Origin of the sequence: Streptomyces yangpuensis (genome assembly GCF_001005295.1) — a bacterium.
Lineage (GTDB): Bacteria > Actinomycetota > Actinomycetes > Streptomycetales > Streptomycetaceae > Streptomyces > Streptomyces yangpuensis.
In genome coordinates this window covers 1,473,825-1,493,886 of sequence record NZ_LBMK01000002.1, presented here as the reverse complement: position 1 = coordinate 1,493,886, position 20,062 = coordinate 1,473,825, and the positions used below count along the sequence as shown (strand labels likewise).

General features: G+C 73.1%; 21 protein-coding genes. 12 read left to right on the top strand and 9 right to left on the bottom strand.

Features of this window, described 5'->3' with window-relative positions; all coding sequences use genetic code 11:
* The first annotated feature begins 39 nt into the window (after window positions 1-39).
* The gene (locus AAT21_RS37415; protein WP_157879666.1) at window positions 40-189 is read left to right on the top strand and encodes a hypothetical protein; all 150 of its coding nucleotides are present in this window, start codon (window positions 40-42) and stop codon (window positions 187-189) included.
* A gap of 163 nt (window positions 190-352) precedes the next feature.
* The gene (locus tag AAT21_RS36655) at window positions 353-748 is read left to right on the top strand and encodes a hypothetical protein (protein ID WP_046776593.1); all 396 of its coding nucleotides are present in this window, start codon (window positions 353-355) and stop codon (window positions 746-748) included.
* 69 nt (window positions 749-817) lie between these two features.
* On the opposite strand, the gene AAT21_RS11920 is transcribed toward AAT21_RS36655, so the two are convergent.
* Complete coding sequence (locus AAT21_RS11920) at window positions 818-2,005, bottom strand: epoxide hydrolase family protein (protein WP_046776592.1); 1,188 nt, start codon at window positions 2,003-2,005, stop codon at window positions 818-820.
* 62 nt (window positions 2,006-2,067) lie between these two features.
* Here AAT21_RS11920 and AAT21_RS11915 point away from each other — a divergent pair, with 62 nt between their 5' ends.
* The 5 genes from AAT21_RS11915 to AAT21_RS11895 all read left to right on the top strand — a co-directional run bounded on the left by AAT21_RS11915 (window position 2,068) and on the right by AAT21_RS11895 (window position 9,418).
* The gene (locus tag AAT21_RS11915) at window positions 2,068-3,063 is read left to right on the top strand and encodes a helix-turn-helix transcriptional regulator (protein ID WP_046776591.1); all 996 of its coding nucleotides are present in this window, start codon (window positions 2,068-2,070) and stop codon (window positions 3,061-3,063) included.
* Window positions 3,064-3,429: 366 nt separating this feature from the next.
* On the top strand, window positions 3,430-6,276 hold the full coding sequence (locus AAT21_RS11910) for a SpoIIE family protein phosphatase (protein WP_079025574.1): 2,847 nt from the start codon (window positions 3,430-3,432) through the stop codon (window positions 6,274-6,276).
* Window positions 6,277-6,452: 176 nt separating this feature from the next.
* On the top strand, window positions 6,453-7,544 hold the full coding sequence (locus AAT21_RS11905) for an ABC transporter substrate-binding protein (RefSeq protein ID WP_046777288.1): 1,092 nt from the start codon (window positions 6,453-6,455) through the stop codon (window positions 7,542-7,544).
* Between the two features lie 304 nt (window positions 7,545-7,848).
* On the top strand, window positions 7,849-8,598 hold the full coding sequence (locus tag AAT21_RS34405; protein WP_157879665.1) for a hypothetical protein: 750 nt from the start codon (window positions 7,849-7,851) through the stop codon (window positions 8,596-8,598).
* 22 nt (window positions 8,599-8,620) lie between these two features.
* Complete coding sequence (locus tag AAT21_RS11895; RefSeq protein ID WP_046776590.1) at window positions 8,621-9,418, top strand: VOC family protein; 798 nt, start codon at window positions 8,621-8,623, stop codon at window positions 9,416-9,418.
* A 55-nt stretch (window positions 9,419-9,473) separates the two neighbouring features.
* Here AAT21_RS11895 and AAT21_RS11890 read toward each other — a convergent pair whose 3' ends face one another.
* The 3 genes from AAT21_RS11890 to AAT21_RS11880 all read right to left on the bottom strand — a co-directional run bounded on the left by AAT21_RS11890 (window position 9,474) and on the right by AAT21_RS11880 (window position 12,264).
* Window positions 9,474-10,289, bottom strand: a complete 816-nt coding sequence (locus AAT21_RS11890; RefSeq protein WP_046776589.1) for an ABC transporter permease — start codon at window positions 10,287-10,289, stop codon at window positions 9,474-9,476.
* Window positions 10,286-11,284, bottom strand: a complete 999-nt coding sequence (locus tag AAT21_RS11885; protein WP_046777286.1) for an ATP-binding cassette domain-containing protein — start codon at window positions 11,282-11,284, stop codon at window positions 10,286-10,288. Before AAT21_RS11885 ends, AAT21_RS11890 begins: the two co-directional genes overlap by 4 nt.
* A gap of 200 nt (window positions 11,285-11,484) precedes the next feature.
* Entirely contained in the window at window positions 11,485-12,264 is a 780-nt protein-coding gene (locus tag AAT21_RS11880; RefSeq protein ID WP_079025573.1) for a VOC family protein, read from the bottom strand.
* 171 nt (window positions 12,265-12,435) lie between these two features.
* Here AAT21_RS11880 and AAT21_RS11875 point away from each other — a divergent pair, with 171 nt between their 5' ends.
* Window positions 12,436-13,488, top strand: a complete 1,053-nt coding sequence (locus tag AAT21_RS11875; protein WP_063838087.1) for a nucleoside hydrolase — start codon at window positions 12,436-12,438, stop codon at window positions 13,486-13,488.
* On the opposite strand, the gene AAT21_RS39830 is transcribed toward AAT21_RS11875, so the two are convergent.
* From AAT21_RS39830 to AAT21_RS11860, 3 genes are all read right to left on the bottom strand, one after another.
* The gene (locus AAT21_RS39830; protein ID WP_063838086.1) at window positions 13,398-14,012 is read right to left on the bottom strand and encodes a DUF5133 domain-containing protein; all 615 of its coding nucleotides are present in this window, start codon (window positions 14,010-14,012) and stop codon (window positions 13,398-13,400) included. The genes AAT21_RS11875 and AAT21_RS39830 overlap by 91 nt on opposite strands.
* A 230-nt stretch (window positions 14,013-14,242) precedes the next feature.
* Window positions 14,243-14,518 (bottom strand): isoamylase early set domain-containing protein, encoded by a 276-nt coding sequence (locus AAT21_RS11865; protein ID WP_046776588.1) that lies wholly within the window; start codon window positions 14,516-14,518, stop codon window positions 14,243-14,245.
* 159 nt (window positions 14,519-14,677) lie between these two features.
* Window positions 14,678-15,337 carry a DUF4232 domain-containing protein gene (locus AAT21_RS11860; protein WP_046776587.1) on the bottom strand — a complete coding sequence of 220 codons (660 nt, stop codon included), beginning with the start codon at window positions 15,335-15,337 and terminating at the stop codon, window positions 14,678-14,680.
* Between the two features lie 196 nt (window positions 15,338-15,533).
* On the opposite strand from AAT21_RS11860, the gene AAT21_RS11855 reads away from it, so the two are divergent.
* The 4 genes from AAT21_RS11855 (at window position 15,534) to AAT21_RS11840 (ending at window position 17,611) form a co-directional block, all read left to right on the top strand.
* Window positions 15,534-15,950: a VOC family protein gene (locus AAT21_RS11855; protein WP_046776586.1), complete on the top strand. Its 417-nt coding sequence runs from the start codon at window positions 15,534-15,536 to the stop codon at window positions 15,948-15,950.
* 44 nt (window positions 15,951-15,994) lie between these two features.
* The gene (locus tag AAT21_RS11850) at window positions 15,995-16,174 is read left to right on the top strand and encodes a hypothetical protein (protein ID WP_235438754.1); all 180 of its coding nucleotides are present in this window, start codon (window positions 15,995-15,997) and stop codon (window positions 16,172-16,174) included.
* A 264-nt stretch (window positions 16,175-16,438) separates the two neighbouring features.
* The gene (locus tag AAT21_RS11845) at window positions 16,439-17,095 is read left to right on the top strand and encodes a DUF2278 family protein (RefSeq protein WP_046776585.1); all 657 of its coding nucleotides are present in this window, start codon (window positions 16,439-16,441) and stop codon (window positions 17,093-17,095) included.
* Between the two features lie 99 nt (window positions 17,096-17,194).
* Window positions 17,195-17,611 carry a VOC family protein gene (locus AAT21_RS11840; protein WP_046776584.1) on the top strand — a complete coding sequence of 139 codons (417 nt, stop codon included), beginning with the start codon at window positions 17,195-17,197 and terminating at the stop codon, window positions 17,609-17,611.
* A 6-nt stretch (window positions 17,612-17,617) separates the two neighbouring features.
* Here the strand turns inward: AAT21_RS11840 and AAT21_RS11835 are convergent, their stop codons facing one another.
* Complete coding sequence (locus AAT21_RS11835; RefSeq protein ID WP_052757722.1) at window positions 17,618-18,436, bottom strand: DUF2182 domain-containing protein; 819 nt, start codon at window positions 18,434-18,436, stop codon at window positions 17,618-17,620.
* Window positions 18,436-19,872: a tyrosinase family protein gene (locus AAT21_RS11830; RefSeq protein ID WP_046776583.1), complete on the bottom strand. Its 1,437-nt coding sequence runs from the start codon at window positions 19,870-19,872 to the stop codon at window positions 18,436-18,438. The genes AAT21_RS11835 and AAT21_RS11830 overlap by 1 nt, the downstream gene beginning before the upstream one ends.
* Window positions 19,873-20,062: the final 190 nt, after the last annotated feature.

The window sequence follows — 20,062 nt, the reverse complement described above, 5'->3', positions numbered from 1 at the left end:
CGCGTTCCCCGATCCGCACTGGGCAACCTCGGCGCCGCCTTGAGGCAGGTGCGGCGCTTCGAGGAAGCCATCGACGCCCACACCCGGGCCGCCACCGTCTTCCGGGAACTGGGCGACCTCCATGCCGAGGAAACGGCGCTGGAGGCTTGGGCCGTCACGCACAACGAGCGCCGGCTGAGGCAGAGCTGATGTTCCGGGGCAGGAACGGGCCACGGGAGGGCAGCGGACTTCCTCTCAGGACGAATCCTTCCGAATCCGGATGAAATCAGCACCCTATGGGCGCCGTTACAGTAGCGACGGCGTCAGTCGGTTCGACCGCAAGGGGGCGGGAACCGCGCGAAGGAGGCTTTGCATGCTCGAATGGAAGCAGATCCGCTCCGGCATCCGTCCCGTGCCCGCTCCGGCCGCGACATCGAGGATCTGGGCCGTCGCGGCCCTCACCGCCTTCGCCCTGGTCGCCGTGTTCAACTTCCTCGACGGACAGGGCGACCCCACGCTCGACCTGGTCGCGATCTCCGTCACCGTGGCGGTGGTCAGTACGGGAGCACGCCTCACCGCGGCGCCGGGCACCGCCCTGCTGTGCTGGCTCGTGCTCAATGTCTTCGCCACCGCCCCCATCGGTGCGCTCACCTGGGAGGCGCCGTACGACCTGGGCCGGATCATCTGCCTCCTCGCGGCCGCGGGCACGGGCACCGTTCTCGCCCGGCTCGCCCATGCCCGGTCCGCGTACCACCGCCTGGCGCCCTGAGCCGCGTCAGGCCGGGCCCGTGGGGCGCCCGGCCTGGGCGCCGGCGGCCGGCGCCGCTTCCGCCTCCGCTCAGGGGACGGGCCGGACCAGTTCGCCGAAGAAGCGGCGGACGTCGTCCACGAGTGCTTCCGGCTCCTCCATCGCGAGGAAATGGCCCCCGCGGCCGAGTTCGGTCCAGCGCACGACGTTGTGGTCGCGTTCGGCCCAGCGGCGGACGGTCACGTCGTGGGCGGAGAGCAGGACCGCGGTCGGGACGGTCCCGCGCTCCGGCTCGCCCCACTCGGCGGCGGAGACCTCCTCGTAGTAGATCTGCGCGGCCGAGGCGGCGGTACCGGTCAGCCAGTACAGCGAGACCGCGGTCAGGATGCGGTCCCGGTCGATGCTGTCCTCGGGCAGCCCGTCCGCCGGGGCGGTGAGCTCCTTGAACTTCTCGACGATCCAGGCGAGCTGGCCGACCGGGGAGTCCGTGAGGGCGTAGGCGACCGTCTGGGGGCGCTTGGAGTTGCACTGGAGATAGCCGTCGTTGACGTTCTGCATGGCCTGCCAGCGTTCCTGGTCGGCCTCGGTGAGGCCGTCCGTCTCGCCCTCCGCCCCCAACGGGAAGGTGAGCAGGGCGTTGACGTGGACGCCGATGACCTGCTCCGGGGCCTGCGTGCCCATCCGGGGTGCGACCCAGGAGCCGGTGTCGTAGCCGTGGACGCCGTACCGCGCGTAGCCGAGACGGGACATCAGCGCGGTGAGCACCGACGCCATGCGGGCCGCGCCCATTCCGGGCCCGGCGAGCGGAGTGGAGAAGCCGAATCCCGGCAGTGAGGGAACGACCAGGTGGAAGGCGTCGGCCGGCTCTCCGCCATGTGCCCGGGGATCGGTCAACGGACCGATGACGTCGAGGAAGTCGGCCACCGAGCCCGGCCAGCCGTGCAACAGCATCAGGGGCGTGGCACCGGGCTCGGGGGACCGTACGTGCAGGAAGTGGATGTTCTGCCCGTCGATGTCGGCCAGGTACTGGGGGTGGGCGTTCAGCGCCGCCTCGTGCGCCCGCCAGTCGTACGCGGTGCGCCAGTGATCGGCCAGCTCCTTCAGATAGGCCACCGGTACGCCGCGGCTCCAGCCGACACCGGGCAGTTCCTCCGGCCAGCGGGTGGCGGCGAGCCGGGAGCGGAGGTCGTCCAGCCGGCTCCCGGGGACATCGATACGGAACGAGGGGACGCCGGGAATGTCGAGGATCTCGGGGATCTCGGGGATCGTGTTCGTCATGGCCGTGACGCTACGGATCGCTTAGGCCGGTTCCCTTCCTAAGCGTGCGGCACTCTGGTGCCATGCTGGACACCGCCGGACGGCTGCTGAAACTGCTGTCCCTGCTGCAGACCCCGCGCGCGTGGTCCGGGGCCGAGCTCGCCGAACGCCTCGGCGTCAGCCGCCGTACGCTGCGCCGCGACGTGCAGCGGCTGCGCGACCTCGGCTACCCGGTCCACGCGACCCAGGGCGCCGCCGGCTACCGGCTCGGCCCCGGCGGCAAGCTGCCACCGCTGCTGCTCGACGACGAGGAGGCCGTGGCCGTCGCCATCAGCCTGCGCACCGGAGCCGACGGGTCGGTCCTCGGGATCGAGGAGTCCGCACTGCGGGCCCTGACCAAGCTGGAGCAGGTCCTCCCGTCACGGTTGCGGCACCGGGTCACCACCCTGCACACCGCCACCGTCCGGGCCGGCACGGCTCCCGCCCCCAAGGTCTGCGCGGACACGCTCCTGGTCATCGCCGAGGCGTGCCGCCGACACGAGCGGCTGCGCTTCGACTACACCAGCCCCCGGCTCGGCCCCAGTGTCCGCACGGTCGAGCCGCACAGCCTGGTCAGCTTCGACCGCCACTGGTACCTGGTCGCCTGGGACACCGGCCGCGACGGCTGGCGCACCTTCCGCGTCGACCGGCTCGTCCCGCGCACTCCGGCCGGTCCGCGGTTCACGCCCCGCGCACTTCCGGGCGACGACGCGGCCGCCTACCTGGCCCGCCGTCTGTCGGCGCAGACCTGGCCGTTCCAGGCGACCGTCACGCTGCACGAATCCGCCGCCGCGGTCGCGGACCGCCTCTGGCCCGGCATGGGGGTGGTCGAGCCCGTGGACGACCACCGGTGCGTGCTGCACCTGGGAGCCGACAGCTGCCGCGACCTCGCCTGGATGATCACCTCGGTCGACACCGACTTCACCCTCACCGACGCCCCGCCCGGCCTCGCCGAGGCCCTCCGCGCCCAGGCCACCCGCTGCCTCGACGCCGTGGCCCAGACGCCGCCCGCCCCGGACACCGGGCCGGGCGCCTCCTAGATGTGTGGTGCCGGGACATCGGTGTCACGCCGGGGGCCCGGTCCGCGTGGTTCGCCGGGTGGTGGCCGGGCCCGGGTGACCCTGGTCCATGAAGGCGGCCAGGTCGCGGGGTGGTGCAGGACCGGGCAGCCGGATCCGGGCCGGTGTCACGGCCGACGGCACGGTGCGGATCACCACCGACGGCGCCCCCGCGGGCGCCCGGGACATGGCCCGGTTCTGCGATGGGCGCCCTGCTGGAGCGCTCGCGGCCGGGACCCCTGCGGCATGGGTCTGACCTGCGCGGACGGCTGCCGGGGACGCGGCGGACGGGGGTCGGTGCGTGCCGCTCCCCGCTGCCGACGGGCCGGAGAGGTTAGAAGATGGATTATGAGCGTCTTCCTGGGACATCTGCGGCGCGTGCTGCCCGGCTCGGCCAAGCGCTCCTCCGCAGGCTCCGGAGGTTCCCGCCCGGAAGACCATCAGGAGCACCGGGAGCCCGCCCAGCCCCGGGCGGGCAGGGTCCGGCGGCCGCAGCGGCTGTCCTCGCTGCTGAGCGCGCGCAGCGTGGCCGGCGAGGTGTTCCTCCTCCAGCTCGTCGTCGTGGTGCTGCTCGTGGCCGCCGCGGTGGTGGCGCTCGTGGTGCAGGCCCGCAGTGACGCCATGCTGGACGCCCGGCACCGTACGCTCGCCGCCGCCGGCACGTTCGCCGAGTCCCCCGGGATCGTCGCCGCCCTGCGCAGCCCCAACCCGAGCGCGCTGCTCCAGCCGAGCGCCCAGGCGGCCCGGAAGATCGCCGGGGTGGACGGCATCAACGTCTACACGCTCGACGGTCGCACGATCACCCACAGCGACCCGCGCCAGATCGGCAAGCACGTGGTCGGCCCGTTCTCGAAGGCCGCGGCCGGCACGTCCTTCACCGAGACCTTCGAGGGGTCCCTCGGGCAGTCGGTGGTCTCGGCGGTCCCGGTGAAGGACTCCGAGGACCGGGTCATCGCCGTCGTGGCCTCCCCGGTCACGGTCCAGAACGTGCAGAGCATGGTGAACCGGCAGCTGCCGGTCGTCATCGGCACGGCGGCCCTGGTGCTGGCCCTGTCGGCGGGCGGCACGGCCCTGGTGAGCCGGCGGCTGCTGCGCCGGACCCACGGCCTGGGGCCGGCGGAGATGACGAGGATGTACGAGCACCACGACGCCGTGCTGCACGCGGTCCGGGAGGGCGTCCTGATCGTCGGTGGCGGCGGGCGGCTGCTGCTGGCCAACGACGAGGCTCGGCGGCTGCTGGACCTGCCGGCGGACGCGGAGGGGCGCCCCGTCACGGAGCTGGGCCTGGAGGAGGGGATCGCCGCGTCGATCGCCTCGGGCCGTTCCGCGACCGACGAGCTGCATGTGGCGGCCGACCGGCTGCTGGCGGTCAACATCCGGCCCACGGCGCCCTTCGGGCAGGCGGGGACCGTGGTGACCCTGCGCGACACGACCGAGCTGCGGGCGCTCTCCGGGCGGGCCGAGGTGGCCCACGAACGGCTGAAGCTGCTCTACGACGCGGGGGTGCGCATCGGTACGACGCTGGACGTGAGCCGCACCGCCGGGGAACTGGCGGAGGTGGCGGTCCCGAGGTTCGCCGACATCGCCTCGGTCGACCTGCTGGACCCGGTGCTGCACGGCGACGAGCCTCCCGAGCCGGGCACCGAGATGCGCCGCACCGCAGTCGTCGCCGCTCAGGAGCCGCATCCCCTGTACGAGGTCGGCGAGCTGATCCGGTTCGTCCCGACCAGCCCCATGGCGATCGGGGTGGCCGGCGAGCACGCGGTGCGGGTGGCGGACCTGCGGGTCACCCGGGAGTGGATGGCCCAGGACCTGCTCCGGTCCCGGCGCATGCTGGAGCAGGGCGTCCATTCGGTGATCGCCGTCCCGCTGCGGGCCCGCGGCGTGCTGCTGGGGATGGCGGGCTTCTGGCGGGTGGAGCCCTCGCCGGCCTTCGAGGAGGAGGACGTGTCCTTCGCCGAGGAGCTGACCGCACGGGCGGCGCTGTCCATCGACAACGCCCGGCGCTTCACGCGTGAGCACGCCATGGCCGTCACGCTGCAGCGCAGCCTGCTGCCCCGGGGCGTACCGGACCAGTCCGCGGTCGAGGTCGCCCACCGCTACCTGCCCGCGCAGGCGGGGGTGGGCGGGGACTGGTTCGACGTGATCCCGCTGCCCGGCGCCCGGGTCGCGCTGGTGGTCGGCGATGTCGTCGGGCACGGGCTGCACGCCGCCGCCACCATGGGCCGGCTGCGCACCGCGATGCACAACTTCTCCACGCTCGACCTGCCGGCCGACGAGCTCCTGAGCCATCTGGACGAGCTGGTCGCCCATATCGACACCGACGAGGGCGCCGGTGAGCAGGAGTGGCAGGGCCTCACCGGCGCCACCTGCCTGTGCGCCGTGTACGACTCCGTCTCGGGGCAGGTGACCGCCGCGACCGCGGGCCACCCGGGCCTGGCCGTCGTGCACCCCGACGGCATGGTGTCGTTCCCGGAGCTGCCGGTCTCGCCGCCGCTGGGCCTGGGCGCCGGCATGCCCATGGAGACCGCGTCGCTGACCGTTCCCGAGGGCGCCCAGCTGGTGCTGTTCACCAACGGGCTGCTGGAGAGCCGCGACCGCGACGTCGACGCGGGTCTGGCGGTGCTGGGCGCCGCCCTGGCGGGGCCGGCCCGGTCGCCGGAGGAGACCTGCGCCGCGGTGATCGACGCGATGCTGCCGAGCGGGCAGAGCGACGACATCGCGCTGCTGGTGGCCCGCACGCGCCGGCTGGATCCCGAACGGATCGCCGAGTGGGACGTGGCGTCCGATCCGGCGGCGGTGTCCCCGGTACGCAACGCCTGTTCCCGCCGGCTGGCGGCATGGGGTCTGGAGGACATCGCCTTCACCACGGAGCTCATCCTGAGCGAGCTGATCACCAACGCCGTCCGCTACGGGACGCAGCCCATCCGGGTGAGGCTGCTGTACGACCGCAGTCTGGTCTGTGAGGTGTCCGACGGGTCCAGCACCTCCCCGCACCTGCGCCGGGCCGAGGCCACCGACGAGGGAGGACGCGGGCTGTTCCTCGTCGCCCAGTTCGCCGAGCGGTGGGGCACCCGCTACACCGCCCGCGGCAAGATCATCTGGAGTGAGCAGGCCCTGCACGCCGAGCCCCCGGCAGCCGGGGAGGACCTGGGGGCGGCGCTCCTCGCCACCTGGGACGACGAGGCGTTCTGAGTCCGCGCCAGTAGCTCGGCCGGAGGACAGGTGGTGGGCGCGTACCGATGGGACTGCGTTGTCGCGGCTGCCCCACGTAGGCTGGCATCGGATCAGTACGTGCCGCCCGTTATGGAGCCTTTGTGCCCGCACCTCGTCTCCGGACAGCCGCCGTCGCCGCCGGCCTCGCCCTCGCCATGGGGCCCCTCGGCGCCTGCGGAGACAGGCCCCCCGCCCCCACCAGGCCGCCCGCGGTGGCCACGTCCGCCGCGGACGTGGGCGGTATGGCGGCGCTGACCGAGGCGGCCCGGAAGGAGGGGGCGCTCAATACCATCGCGCTCCCGAGGGACTGGGCGGGCTACGGCGCGCTGATCGACGGCTTCGAGAAGAAGTACGGGATCGAGGTCACGGTGGAGAACCCGGACGGCACCAGCCAGGACGAGGTCAACGCTCTCAAGGAGCACCGGCGCGACGGCAGCGCCCCCGACGTGGTCGACGTGGGCGGCACCTTCGCACCGTCCGCGGCCCGGCAGAACCTGTTCGCCCCGTACGAGGTCGTCCCGTACGACGACATCCCCAAGGACCAGAAGGACCCGCGGGCCCGCTGGTACAACAACTACGGCGGCTACGTCTCGATCGGCTGCGACGCACGCCGCGTCACGACCTGCCCGTCGACCTTCGCCGATCTGCGCAAGCCCGAGTACAAGGGCCAGGTCGCCCTCAACGGCAACCCGACGAAGTCGGGCTCCGCCTTCGCGGGGGTGTACGCGGCGGCCCTGGCGAACGGGGGCTCCTTCGGCGACATCCGGCCCGGCATCGACTTCTTCGCCGACCTCAGCGAGAGCGGCAACTTCATCCCCGTCGAATCGACCCCGGCCACGATCGAGAAGGGGCAGACCCCGATCAGCATCGACTGGGACTTCCTCAACCTCGGGTACGCCGAGGAGTTCCGCAGGAAGGGCGCGGACGTGGACTGGCGGACCGCGATCCCCTTCGACGGGAGTTTCGCCCAGTACTACGCACAGGGGATCAACAAGAACGCCCCGCACCCGGCCGCGGCGCGGCTGTGGCAGGAGTACCTCTTCAGCCCGGAGGGCCAGAACCTCCGGCTCGCGGCGTATGCGCGCCCCGTCCTCATGGAGTCGATGGAGGAGAACGGCACCCTCGACAAGAGGGCGGCGGAGAAACTGCCGACGGTCGAGGGCACGCCCACGTTCCCGACGGAGGCGCAGCAGGAGAAGGCGGCGAGGACCGTCGACCGCACCTGGGAGGAGGCCGTCTCGCCCTGAGGAGCGGGCCGGATCGTACGGGGTGTCCGGTCAACGCCGGTGGCGGTCCGGCCGGATGCCTCACACGACCGGAGGGCGTTGCGCACAGCCGCCGGCCTGTTCGGTGACGACCCCGCGGCCCGGGCCGTGCAGGCCGTGCCGGACGGCGATCCGGCCGGGTCGTGCGGTCGGTCTTCGGCGGTCGCGGCGCCGCCCGGGCTGCGGCGGCTGCGGCGCGGACCTACGCTGAACCGGTGACCGGCTGCGCCGGAGGGCAGGGTGCACCTGCCGCCGTCCGGCGGCGGCCCGAGGGAGGTGACGCCCGATGTCCGCACCCCGGGCAGCAGCCGCGGCCCGCCGCGCGGCTGCGGGAACCGTCTGTCTGATCGTGTTCGCGGGCGCCGGCACCGGCGCCGCCCTGGCCGACGACAACGGCATGGCCGACAAGAGCGCGCAGGCCGTCGCCGATGCCTCCCGCAAGGCGATGTCCGAGGTCACGTCCATGCGCATGGTGGCCAAGGTGACCGAGAAAGCGGGCACCACCGGCCTGGACATCCGGTTCGACGAGGCGGGCAACTGCGTCGGCACCGTCACGCCGCCCGGCGGCTCCGGCAGGGCCGACGTCATCAAACGCGGCACCGACGTGTGGATGAAGCTCGACGACGAACTGCTCCGCTCCCAGGTGCCGGGCCCCGCGGCCGAGGACGCGATCGCGCTCATCAACGGCCGCTACCTGCACGGCACCACGGACAACATCATGCTGCGCGACTTCGCCCAGTTCTGCGATCTCGACTACTTCAAGAGGGAGTTCTCCTCGAAGCCGGCGAACGAGCAGCTGCAGAAGGGGGCCCGCACCACCGTCGACGGCCGTCCGGCCATCACCGTGACCGGCAAGCGCGGCGGCGACACGGGCACCTACCTGGTGTCGACGCAGGACGAGCCGTACCTCCTGCGCATCCAGGGAGCCAAGGCCTCCGGGGAGCGCGTGGAAGCCACCTTCTCCGCCTTCGACGAGCCCGTCCGCCCCAAGCCCCCCGCGCCCGCCGACTCCGTCGACCTGTCCCAGCTCCGCTGACGCGTCATGCGAAGGGAAGCTCATGATCACCACTGATTTCGCCGCGGGCGCGCCCTGCTGGATCGACCTCGGCGTTCCCGATGTCCCCGCCGCGGCGGCGTTCTACGGCGCCGTGCTCGGCTGGGAGTACGAGTCCATGGGCGAGGGGGAGGACGTGGAGGGCGGGATGTTCCGGAAGGACGGGAAGATCGTCGCCGGGCTCGGCAAGCTCACCGAGGAGGGCGCCCGCCCGGCCTGGATGATCTACTACAGCGTCCCTGACGCGGACGCCGTCACCGAGGCCGTCGAGCGGGCCGGGGGCACGGTGCGGGTGGCACCGCGGGACCTCGACGGGTGGGGGCGGATGGCCCAGTACAGCGACCCGCTGGGCGGCCAGTTCGCCGTCTGGCAGCCGGGCACGAGCAAGGGCGTGGAGCTGGTGGACCAGCCGGGCTCGCTGTCGTGGACGGAGCTGTACACGAGCGACGCGGCGGCGGCCAAGGACTTCTACGGCGGGGTCTTCGGCTGGTGGTACAGCGACATGGAGCTGCCGGGCGGCGGGGGCACGTACGCCCTGGTGACGCCCGCCGGGCAGCCCGCGGAACGCATGCACGGCGGCGTGATGGAGCTGCCCTCCGAGCACCTCGCCCTCGCGGGCGGGCGGCCGTACTGGCACCCCGTCTTCGCCGTCACCGACTGCGACGAGGCGGTCGCCGCGGTCACCGGGAACGGCGGCAGCCTGCAGATGGGGCCGGAGGACGCCGAGGGCGTCGGACGGCTGGCCGTCTGCCTCGACCCGGCGGGCGCGGACTTCGTGGTGCTGGCCCCGTCGTCGGACTGACCGCCCCGTCGTCGGACCGGCCTGGCGGCCCGGCGGGGCCGGCCGGGGAAGCCGGTCAGACCCGGTGGCGGTAGGCCCGCATCGCCAGGGGTGCGAAGACGAGGGCGATGCCCGCCGCCCAGATCAGGGACCACATGATCGGCTCGCCGGCGGGGGTGCCGAGCAGCAGCCCGCGGAAGGCGTCCGACAGCTGGGTGACCGGGTTGACGTTCACCCAGGCCTGGAGCCAGCCGGGCATCGTGTCGACCATCACGAACGCGCTGCTCGTGAAGGTGATCGGGAAGATCAGCGTGAAGGCGAAGACCTGCACCTTCTCCGCGTCCCCGGCCAGCATCCCGATCAGTACGGCCGTCCACGACATGGCCGCGGCGAAGATCAGGAGCAGCAGCAGCCCGCCGAGGAAGCCGGCGACACCACCGGTGATGTCGAAGCCCAGCACCGTGCCCAGGGCGAGCATCAGGAGCATCGCCCAGAGCTGTTTGGCCAGGTCGGCCGCGATGCGCCCGAGGAGCGGCGCCGAGCGGGCGATGGGCAGGCTGCGGAGGCGGTCGAAGACTCCCTTGGTGAGGTCGGTGTTCAACGCCATGGCCGTGTACATGCTCATGAAGAGCGTGTTCTGGACGATGATCCCGGCGAGTGCGTACTGGAGGTACGCCTCCGGGGATCCGGCCATCTGTCCGCCGAAGACGAAGGTGAACAGGAAGACGAACATGATCGGCGAGATGCTGTAGTCGACGAGCTCCAGCGGATTGTGCTTGACGGAGACCAGGCTGCGCCAGGCGAGCGTCGTGGTCTGCCGCAGGGCCGCCAGGGGCCGTACGCGGCTGCTGCCGCCGAGGGCGCCGGTCACGGGTGTGGAGGCGGTGGTCATGACAGGCTCCCCGCGGTCGCGTACTGCTCGTCGTCGCCTTCGTCGTCGCCCGCCGCGGTCTGCGGCTGCGCCCGGTGGCCGGTCAGGACCATGAACACCTCGTCGAGGGAGGAGCGCCGCAGGGTCAGCTCGGCCACCGCGATGCCGGCCTGGTCCAGCCGGCGGACCACGCTCGGCATGAGCTCCGGGTCCTTGACGGGCACGGTGATCTCGTCCCCCTCGATCTTGGCCAGCGGGCCCGCGGCCTCGGTGAGCAGGGCGTGCGCCGTGGCGAGATCCGTGGCCCGGGCCGGCCGCAGCTGCAGCACCTGGCCGCCGACCTGCGCCTTCAGCCCGTCGGGGGTGCCGTCGGCGATGACCCTGCCCTGGTCGATCACGACGATGTTGTCGGCCAGCCGGTCGGCCTCGTCCAGATACTGCGTGGTCAGCAGCACCGTGACGCCCTCGGCGACGAGAACGCGCAGCATGTCCCACACCTCGCCGCGGCTGTGCGGGTCGAGTCCGGTGGTCGGCTCGTCCAGGAAGAGGATCTGCGGCCGCCCCACCAGGCTCGCCGCGAGGTCGAGGCGCCGCCGCATGCCGCCCGAGTACGTCTTGGCGGCCCGCCCCGCCGCCTCGTCCAGCCGGAAGCGGTCGAGCAACTCGACGGCCCGGGCGCGGGCCGCGCCGCGCGGCATACCGAGCAGCCGCCCGATCATCAGCAGGTTCTCGGTGCCGGTCAGGTTCTCGTCGACGGCGGCGTACTGGCCGGTGAGCCCGATCATCGAACGCACCCGGCCGGCCTGCCGGACTACGTCGTACCCGGCGACCTCCGCGCGGCCCTCGTCCGGCCTGAGGAGGGTGGCGAAGATACGGACGGCGGTGGTCTTGCCCGCGCCGTTGGGCCCGAGCAGGCCGAGGACGCTGCCGACGGGCACCTGGAGGTCCACGCCGGCCAGTGCGCGGGTCTGATTGAACCGCTTCGCCAGGCCGTCGGCCCGGATCGCGTACTGCATGGAGATCACCCCGGACGGAAGGTACGCACCGACACTTCCCTCAACTGTGACGCACGCCACTGACACTGTCCGTCCGGGCGGCCCGCCCGGACGGCGCGGGCCGGCGCGGCCGGCCGGACGACGGCAGAGGCCCGATTCCTCCGAACCCCTTGCCTGCGTGGCGGTCCGGCGGCGGAGCGGCGGGCGGCCCTGGGTCCGGTTCAGCCGGTCTCCTCGCTGATGGTGAACAAGGCCCCGCTCCGGTCGCGCAGGGTGACCCTGCGGTCCGTCGGGGAAGACCGTACGGGGGTCACCGCCCCGCCCCCGTGCCGGGCCGCCCGGTCGACCGCGCCGTCGAGGTCGGCCACGGCGAAGTGGACGTGCCAGCGGGGCCGGACCTGCGGGTCGGGGGCGTTCTCCACGGCTCCGGCGTCGATCCGCGCGACGGTCCGGCCGCCCCTGCGCACCACCACGTGGTCGTGCTCGTAGGCCACGTCGCAGCATCCGGGCCGCTCGCAGGCCCAGTCGAGGACTTCCCCGTAGAACACCGCGGCGGCGAACGCGTCGCGGGTACGGAGCTCGACCCAGGCCGCGCCATCCTCCTGCCCGGCGTGCCACTCCTGGACCACCTCGCCCTCCCAGAAGCCGAAGACCGCCCCGGACGGGTCGGCGGCCAGGGCGGCCCTCCCGGTGGCGAAGGCGAGCGGCCCCACCGCCATCGTCGCGCCCCGTTCACGGACGCGGGCGGCGGTCACCTCCGCGTCGTCGACCGCGAAGTACGGCGTCCAGGCGGTCGGCACGGTGAGGTGCGGGGCGAGCGCGCCGACCGAGGCGACGGGCCGGCCGTCCAGCAGGGCGACGCGGAAGTTCTCGCCGAGCCGGGTGGCTCGGAACGTCCAGCCCAGCACCCCGGCGTAGAACTCCTCCGCCTCCGCGAGGCCGGGCGCCGTGAGGTTGACCCAGCAGGGCACACCGAACACGTCGCGGCTGTTCGTGGTCATCGCACCGCTCCTCCGATCGCCGCACCGGCATCCGGACCCGCCGCAAGGCGGATGCCCACCCGACCCTCACACAAACGAATGAAACGGACCATCCACGCCTTCCGGTGCGCACACTGGACCCGGTGGCCCGCGCCGCGGCTGCGGCCGCGGACCGAGGAGAGGTGTCCTGCCTTGCACGTTCCCGACCCCGACCCCGTTCCGGTCGTCATCGACTGCGATCCGGGGCACGACGATGCCCTCGCGATCCTCCTGGCCGCCGGTGACCCGGGGATCGATCTGCTGGCCGTCACCACGGTGGCGGGCAACCAGACCCTGGAGAAGACCACCCTGAACGCCCTGCGGGTGTGCACGGTCGCGGGCATCACCGGGGTGCCGGTCGCCGCCGGCTGCGCGGCACCGCTGGTGGAGCCGTTGCGGGTCGCCGAGGACGTGCACGGGGTGTCGGGGCTGGACGGCCCCCGCTTCCCCGAGCCCTCCCTGGCGGCCGAGCCCGAGCACGCGGTGGAGCTGCTGCGGCGGGTCCTGGCCGGGCACCCGGAGCCGGTGACCCTGGTGCCGACGGCGCCGCTGACGAACATCGCGCTGCTGCTCACCCGGTACCCCGAGCTGGCGGGCCGGATCAGGGAGATCGTGCTGATGGGCGGCTCCACCGACCGGGGGAACCGGACCCCGGCCGCCGAGTTCAACATCCACACCGATCCGGAGGCCGCGGACATCGTCTTCCGCAGCGGCGTACCGGTGACCATGTGCGGGCTGAACGTGACCCACCAGGCCCTCGCGACGCCCGAGGTCGTCGCCCGCTTCGAGGCCCTGGACACCGGTCTCGGGCGGATCTGCGCCGAGCTGCTGGGCTTCTTCGGGGGCACCTACCGGCAGCTGTGGGGGTTCCCCGCTCCCCCGGTCCACGACCCGGTCGCGGTCGCCCGGGTCATCGACCCCGGGCTGGTCACCTGTGTGGACGCTTACGTGGCCGTGGAACTCCACGGCCGGCACACCCGCGGGGCGACCGTGGTGGACCTGCACGGCACCCTGGGGCGGCCGGCGAACGCCCGGGTCGCCGTCGGGCTGCGGGCCGGACCGTTCTGGGACCGGCTGGTGGCGGCCGTCGCGACCCTCGGCGGCGGGGGCGCGGCTCAGGCCGTTCCGCCGGGCACCGACGCAGGGACCGCGGGAAGAGGCGCGGACGGGGACGGTGACCCGGGCGGGGACGGGGGCAGCCGGTGAGCGGCCACCCGCTCCTCGGCGGCGAGGAGCGCGCCGTGGGCGTGGCGCTGCCCCATCAGGACGCACAGCGTGTACGCGGCGTCCTCCAGCGCGGCGCGCAGCGCCGGGTCGTCGGGCGCGGCCAGCGTACGGCGGCGCACGGCCCGCAGGTGCTCCAGGTGGCGGCGGAGCACGTCCGGGGCGGGCAGGACCGTTCCCTCTGTGGGGGGCGACAGGGGCTGCGGTGCGCGGGCGTACCCGATCGCGGTGCGCAGCGCCCGTTCGCAGTCCGGGTCCACCTCGGCGGGGCAGGCGCGCGTGGCGACGACCGTGCGTGCCATGAGCCGGAGCGTGACGCCCGCCGCCCGGGCCGCGTCGCCGAGGACGCGCCGGGCGCTCCCGGCGGTGCAGGGCACCATGGCCATCACCATGCCGGTCGCGGTGGCGAGGGCGGCTCCGGCCGCGGCACCGTCCGGGTCCGTGTCCCCGTCGGTCGCGGTGGCGTCGCCTTCGGTGCGGCTGTCGGCCGCCGGGCTCTGAATCATCCGTCCGCTCCTCGGGTCCGGTCCAGGTGAATGCCGCTGTGTAGCACCTCCGGACGGGCGGCCGGCGCGCACACGCGGGCGGCGGGGAGCGGATCCCCTGATGGGGGGACTCCGGCCGCGGTGCGTTGACCTCGTAGGGAGCTCGCGCTCCGCGGGGCCGTGGCGCGCGAACGCTCCGCAGCGGCGGGCGGGCCGGTGCGGAGCGCAGCGTGCGGCTGGGCGGGCGGACGTCAGGTGTCCAGACGGCTGTTGGGTCCGTCCTGTCCGTCGGCGCCGGCGTCGTTGAACCAGTAGTCCCCGGCCGCGAGGTAGCGGAAGGCGTGCGTGGCCTTCGCGGGCAGCGCGACCGTGACGGCCCGCATGCCGTCGGGCCGGGGTTCCAGTACGTGGGCGCCCGGCTGCCAGCCGTTGAAGGTGCCCACGACACTGACGGGGCCGGGCGGGTCTGTGCCCGGCAGCACGAAGGTGACGGCGGTGGTGTTCTTGCGACGCTGTCTTTCCAGCATGAAGCGCTCCTTCTGCGTCGTGGGCGGCCCACTTGCCCCGGAAGTCTCCTGACGGTCCCCCGCGGCTTCCGTCCACGACCCGCCGCAGCACGGCCACGGTCACCCGTCGGGGCGAAAGAACCTAGTGCTGTGACCCGGTGCACCTTTCCGGTCACAGCACTAGAGGCTCAGGGCGTCCTCGGCGTTGTCCATCCAGGGGGTCACGGAGTTCTTGGTGGAGGAGACGTGCAGACCGGGGGTCGACGCCTTGAGCGGCGTCTGCGCCAGGTCGGACTCGGTGTTCATGGTCATCGCGATCGAGTCGACAGTCTTGCCGGAGCCGTCGACGGCACCGCCCATGAGCCCGGCGTAGGCCGACTTGCCCGGTTCGAGCCTGATCGCGTCCTCGATGACGGGGGCGGTGCCCCGCTCGGTGGCCTGGCCGTCGAGAGCGCCGAAGGTCACGACGGGGTGCCCGAGCACCCGGCACGCCTTCGTCCCCTTGTTGGTGATCTTCAGGAGGTAGCTGCTGGTCGTGGGCTCCGCCAGGTTCGCGGTGAAGGTCACGTCGAAGGTGCTGCACGGAAAGACGTCGAAGTCGGGGTCGGTCGGCGCGCCCGCGCCGGGAGCGGGCTTCGTCGGCTTGGCCGGCTTCGCCGTCGGTGTCGCGGACTTCGCCGGGGCGGCGGAGCCGGACGGGGAGGGAGCCGCGGTCGCGCCCGCGCTCGCGGACGGCGTGCCGGTCCCGCCCGCCGCGTCGTCCCCGGTGGGCCCGCAGGCGGTCAGGGCGAGTGCGGACAGGGCGGCGAGGGCGAGGGCGGTTCTGCTGACGGTGCTCATGGTGTTCCCCCCAAATGAGGCGCGACACGCGCGGGGCCGGGCGACCGGGCCGGTGCCGGTGGCCTGGGACCAGGATCCCGCCGAAGCTTCACAGCTTGGTGACGGCCCGTTGCCGAGTCCACCACGGTTCCCGGCGCGCCGCGACCGCCTCGCCTAGCCTGCCATTCGAGACAGACCGTCAGAAAGGGAACCTACGATGCCTTCTCGCCTCAACCCGTACATCAGCTTCGACGGGGACGCCCGGCAGGCCATGGAGTTCTACAAGGAGGTCTTCGGCGGCACACTGTCGCTGAACACGTACGGCGACTTCGGCGGGGAGGAAGCCGGCGACGCCACGGACCGGATCATGCACGGCATGCTGGAGACCACGAGCGGCTTCACGCTCATGGGGGCCGACAACCCTCCGGGGACGCAGCACAACCCCGGCACCAACATCTCGGTGAGCGTCAGTGGGGAGGACGCCGCCGAGCTGCGCGGCTACTGGGACCGGCTCTCCGGCAGCGGCACGGTCTCTGTACCGCTGGAGAAGCAGATGTGGGGCGACGTCTTCGGTATGTGCACGGACCGCTTCGGCATCACCTGGCTCGTCAACATCAACACCTCGGAGGGCTGACCGGAACGTCGGCGACCGTGGACGTCCCGGCGCCACCGTCCACGGTGGCACCGGGACCGTCCCCCTTTCGACTCGGCGCGCTGCGCGGGCTCGCGGCCGAACGGGGCTGGAGCGTGGTCCGCTGGATCACGGCGGACGACAACCACCGCGCGAGGGCGAAGTACGACCAGGTGGCAACCCGCACGATGTGGGTCACCTACGACATGGCTCCCGGCCGCGGGTGAGAACGGCTGCGACAAGTGCGTTCGAAACAGGCCGCGTTGACGGCAAGGTACGGATGCCCACGTCCATCGGCCTGCTCCTGATCCACCCGACACGGCTGGAGGTGTGCCGCGACACGGCCCCGGGCGTGATCGACAGTAGGACCGTTCGTCCGGCTTCGCTCCGGACCCCTCTCGTCCGCCAACCGGAACCACCCTCCTGGCCGGCTCCTGCCGCGGCGCGCGTCGCGGGCCCGCCGCGGCCGGCCCGGTGCTTCACTGGGGACCATGCCCTTCGCCCGCTACGGGGTCCTGTCCGGGACCCTGCACCAGCACTTCCGGGACACCCCCGACACGGAAGGCGCGTGGTTCCACGTCAACCTCCGGGTCGACACGCCGGGCGGACGCCACAAGTGCGCCGTCGACGTGGACAGTCACGACTCGGCGACCGGTGTGCAGTGGAAGGTGTTCACGGTGGACGCCGCCGCACTCGGTCCGGTGGCCGCACTCGCGCCGGGGTTCCACGAACTCGCCCGCACGGCCGGGTCCGGCGCGCTCGACTACATCCGGCATCCGGCGCTGCGGGGCGGCCCGGCCTGGCCCTCGTGGCTGCCCGACCCGGTGCGGGAGCTGCTCGGCCGGCTGCTGAGGACCTCCCGGCCGTGGGCGTCGGGGACCAATCTCGACGCCGCACTCGCCTTCGAGCCGATGCTCGTCGTCGGACGGCCGGTCCTGGTCTTCGGCGAACCCTTCAACGCGGGCCTCGGCGTGCACAACATCCACCAGAACCAGGGCGACCCGTTCGGCAGCCAGTGGTGGCCCGAGAACGGCATCTGGCAGGACGGGGCCACCCTGACCCGCCGCCCCGACGGCAAGTACGACGTGTTCCTGAACAAGTTCTCCACCCAGAAGGACCACACGGACGCCGACGGGCACCCGGTGTAGGCCGCCTCCTTCACCGCATTGCCGCTGCCGTGTCCTGGCATCGGCCCCGGGCCCGGCCCCGGCCCCCAAGCTCCCGCCCCGTCACCCGGAGGACGTTCGATGCCCTCGGCACCGCAGAAAATCACCACGTTCCTGATGTTCGAGGGCAGGGCGGAGGAGGCGCTGACCTTCTACACCTCCCTGTTCGAGGACTCCGAGGTCATCGACATCACCCGTTACGGCGCCGACGGCCCCGGCAAGGAGGGGACCGTGCTCCGCGCCACGTTCGCGCTCGCCGGACAGCGGTTCATGTGTATCGACAGCTACGTCACGCACGGGTTCGGCTTCACCCCGTCGGTCTCGCTCTTCGTCGAGTGCGCCTCCGCCGAGGAGCTCGACCGCCTCTACGCGGCCCTCGCCGAACGGGGCAAGGAACTGATGCCCGTGGGCTCGTACGGCTTCAGCGCCCGCTTCGGCTGGGTGAACGACCGCTTCGGCGTGTCCTGGCAGCTCAACCTCCAGGAGCCGCCGGCCTGAGCCTCCTCAGACCGCGGCAGGGATGAGGGCGACCGCCGGCGCCGCCGCCGCGAGGAGGCCGGCGGCGAGCCGTGTGACGCGCCCCGGCCCGGCGGCGAACCGTTCCGCCAGGACGATCCCGGTGAGCAGCGCCATCCAGGCGAGCATGGCGGCGCCCCCGCCGGCCACGGCCATCACCGCCATCAGCGCCCAGCACGACCGCAGGCAGGCTCCGCCGTGGCGCAGCCCGAAGCGGACGGGGCCCGCCGCGGCGCTCGGGCCGCTCAGCGGCAGCGGGAAGGAGCGGTGGCAGTCGCGCAGGGCGCGCCGCTTGTGGACCGTCAGCTGCCAGGCGGCGGCGAGCGCGAGCGCGCCCGCCGCCACGGCGTGCCCGGGCGGCCGGGACCACAGCGGGGCCGCCGCGAGGAGCAGTGCGCCGTAGCCGGTCCACACCGTGAGGTAGACGGCGGCGAAGCCGGCCATCGCGCGGCGACGGCGCCGGCGCAGGCTGTTCTCGCCCACGTGGGCGAGGGCCGGGAGCGCTGCGGGCAGCATCATCGCGACGCACATCAGCGTCCACATCGCGAGGCTCCCGAAGCCGGCGGTGCCGGGGCCGGGTACGCCGTGGGGCGGGTGCGCCGGACTCACGTGGTGGTGGGCCACCTCGCCTGCGGGGGCGGTCGCCGGGGCCGCCGGGTGGAGGCCGTGCACCGCCCCGGTCACGGTCAGCGCGATCACGGCGATCCAGGCGGCGACGGCCGCCAGCTCGTACCCGAGGGTGACGCGCGGCCGCCGCGACCGTGACGCGGGCGCCGTCCGCGTCCGCCCCGCGCCCTCCAGGGCCATCAGGAGTAGCTGAGGCTGACGCGCCCGATCTCGACCGGCGGGTCCTCGTCCGCCACCCCCTCCCTGCCCTCCGCGGCCGCCGGTCCGAGGGGGAGGAACGTCACGCGCAGCCGGGCTTCGTCCCAGGCGTTTTCGGCCTGGAGCCGGCGCACGAGCGGGGTGATCTCGACGCTGACCCGCAGGCCGTGGGGGTGCTCGTCGCCCCGGGGGTCCTGGGCCCGCTCGATGCCGAAGAAGGACAGGTTGCCGACCCGGTGGCCCTCCGCCTGTTCCCGGGAGGCTCCCTCGGGGAGGTTGACGTAGATGCCGTAGACGGTATCGGGGTTCGTCTCACCCTCGATGTCCTCGACGCTCAGGAAGACGTGCCGGTCGGTCTCGGGTTCGTCGACGCCGAGCGCCTCGCCCAGGGGCAGGGTGGTCCGCCGGTCGATCGGTACGGCGACGCTCGCGGCGCGGCCGACGAGGCGCAGGGGCTGCTCGGAGGAGCCCGCCATCTCACGCCGCCCGGGCGGGGTCGGCCCCGGGGTACTCGGACCGCTCGTCGACTCGGGCACGGGAGGTGTCCTCTCGGACGGCGGCAGCGGAACCGGAGGGGAGATCGGCACGGGCTCCTCGTACGTGTAGCCCAGCCGGCCGGAGATGTCGAGGATGTCGGAGGCCGCGAGGCTCTGCTGGCTCCCGTCCGCGTCGAAGAAGCTGTACTCCTGGCTGATCCAGCGTGGGTCGTCCGGGTTGTCGTGCCCGGCCCGGCTCGCCCATACGGACCACAGGCGGTCGATGTTGGCGTGGTGGAGCCAGAAGACCGGATCGAGCGCGGCCGTGGTCGTCCTGCCCATCCAGCGGCCGATGTAACTGTGCACGACGTTGTGGGGCGTGTCCTCCAGGGCGCCCTTGCGGTTCCAGAAGGTGCTGCCGTTCGGCGTGATGCCCCCGCCGAACTCGGTCTCGCCGACGAACAGGGTGCGCCCCATCGCGTAGGCCGGGGAGGTGATCTCGACGGGCAGGGGCTCGCCCTCGTTGACGAGGTTCGCCCGGTCGGCGAACAGCGGGTTGGAGCCGCCCTCCTCGTCGCGGAAGGCCGGGGGGATCCGGGCCTGTTCACGGTCGGCGTCGTAGTCCCAGAACGGCAGGGCCCAGTCGGCCGGGCCGCCGAGCTGCACGACCGTCGCTCGGACGATCCGCTCGAAGTACCAGAGGTACATGCGGTGCCAGGCGAGGAAGTACCAGGAGCCGTGCTTGCAGCCGTTCCACAGCGGCAGGGCGGGCGTCGTGCTCGTCCCGTGGAGGGCCGCCTGGTAGGTCCAGCTCGTGGGATCGTCGGGTTCGCGCTTCTTCATCTCGGCGACGGCCGCCGCGTAGTGGGCGAGTGTCAGGTCGCCGGGCGGCAGGGTCCATACGTTCCTGCGTACGTGCGCCACCTGCTGAGGGTTGCCCATCGTGTCCGCCTTCCGTCGGAGAACCGGGAGGAAACCTACCGAAAGCACATCCCGTGATCGAACCGGCGCGCGGGCGGCAGACCCAATGGGGGCATCCCCCGAACCCCGGCGGCCCGCGCCGGGACGGCCCGGCTCCCCCGCGCGCCGCGGTCCGGCGCCATCGGTTCGGGACCGGCGGGAACCCCGGACC

Bases quoted from the DNA above. Each gene is read 5' to 3' on its own strand.
- AAT21_RS36655 (WP_046776593.1), top strand. From the start codon at position 353: ATGCTCGAATGGAAGCAGATCCGCTCCGGCATCCGTCCCGTGCCCGCT.
- AAT21_RS11920 (WP_046776592.1), bottom strand. From the start codon at position 2,005: ATGACGAACACGATCCCCGAGATCCCCGAGATCCTCGACATTCCCGGC.
- AAT21_RS11915 (WP_046776591.1), top strand. From the start codon at position 2,068: ATGCTGGACACCGCCGGACGGCTGCTGAAACTGCTGTCCCTGCTGCAG.
- AAT21_RS11910 (WP_079025574.1), top strand. From the start codon at position 3,430: ATGAGCGTCTTCCTGGGACATCTGCGGCGCGTGCTGCCCGGCTCGGCC.
- AAT21_RS11905 (WP_046777288.1), top strand. From the start codon at position 6,453: ATGGGGCCCCTCGGCGCCTGCGGAGACAGGCCCCCCGCCCCCACCAGG.
- AAT21_RS34405 (WP_157879665.1), top strand. From the start codon at position 7,849: ATGTCCGCACCCCGGGCAGCAGCCGCGGCCCGCCGCGCGGCTGCGGGA.
- AAT21_RS11895 (WP_046776590.1), top strand. From the start codon at position 8,621: ATGATCACCACTGATTTCGCCGCGGGCGCGCCCTGCTGGATCGACCTC.
- AAT21_RS11890 (WP_046776589.1), bottom strand. From the start codon at position 10,289: ATGACCACCGCCTCCACACCCGTGACCGGCGCCCTCGGCGGCAGCAGC.
- AAT21_RS11885 (WP_046777286.1), bottom strand. From the start codon at position 11,284: ATGCAGTACGCGATCCGGGCCGACGGCCTGGCGAAGCGGTTCAATCAG.
- AAT21_RS11880 (WP_079025573.1), bottom strand. From the start codon at position 12,264: ATGACCACGAACAGCCGCGACGTGTTCGGTGTGCCCTGCTGGGTCAAC.
- AAT21_RS39830 (WP_063838086.1), bottom strand. From the start codon at position 14,012: ATGATTCAGAGCCCGGCGGCCGACAGCCGCACCGAAGGCGACGCCACC.
- AAT21_RS11865 (WP_046776588.1), bottom strand. From the start codon at position 14,518: ATGCTGGAAAGACAGCGTCGCAAGAACACCACCGCCGTCACCTTCGTG.
- AAT21_RS11860 (WP_046776587.1), bottom strand. From the start codon at position 15,337: ATGAGCACCGTCAGCAGAACCGCCCTCGCCCTCGCCGCCCTGTCCGCA.
- AAT21_RS11855 (WP_046776586.1), top strand. From the start codon at position 15,534: ATGCCTTCTCGCCTCAACCCGTACATCAGCTTCGACGGGGACGCCCGG.
- AAT21_RS11845 (WP_046776585.1), top strand. From the start codon at position 16,439: ATGCCCTTCGCCCGCTACGGGGTCCTGTCCGGGACCCTGCACCAGCAC.
- AAT21_RS11840 (WP_046776584.1), top strand. From the start codon at position 17,195: ATGCCCTCGGCACCGCAGAAAATCACCACGTTCCTGATGTTCGAGGGC.
- AAT21_RS11835 (WP_052757722.1), bottom strand. From the start codon at position 18,436: ATGGCCCTGGAGGGCGCGGGGCGGACGCGGACGGCGCCCGCGTCACGG.
- AAT21_RS11830 (WP_046776583.1), bottom strand. From the start codon at position 19,872: ATGGGCAACCCTCAGCAGGTGGCGCACGTACGCAGGAACGTATGGACC.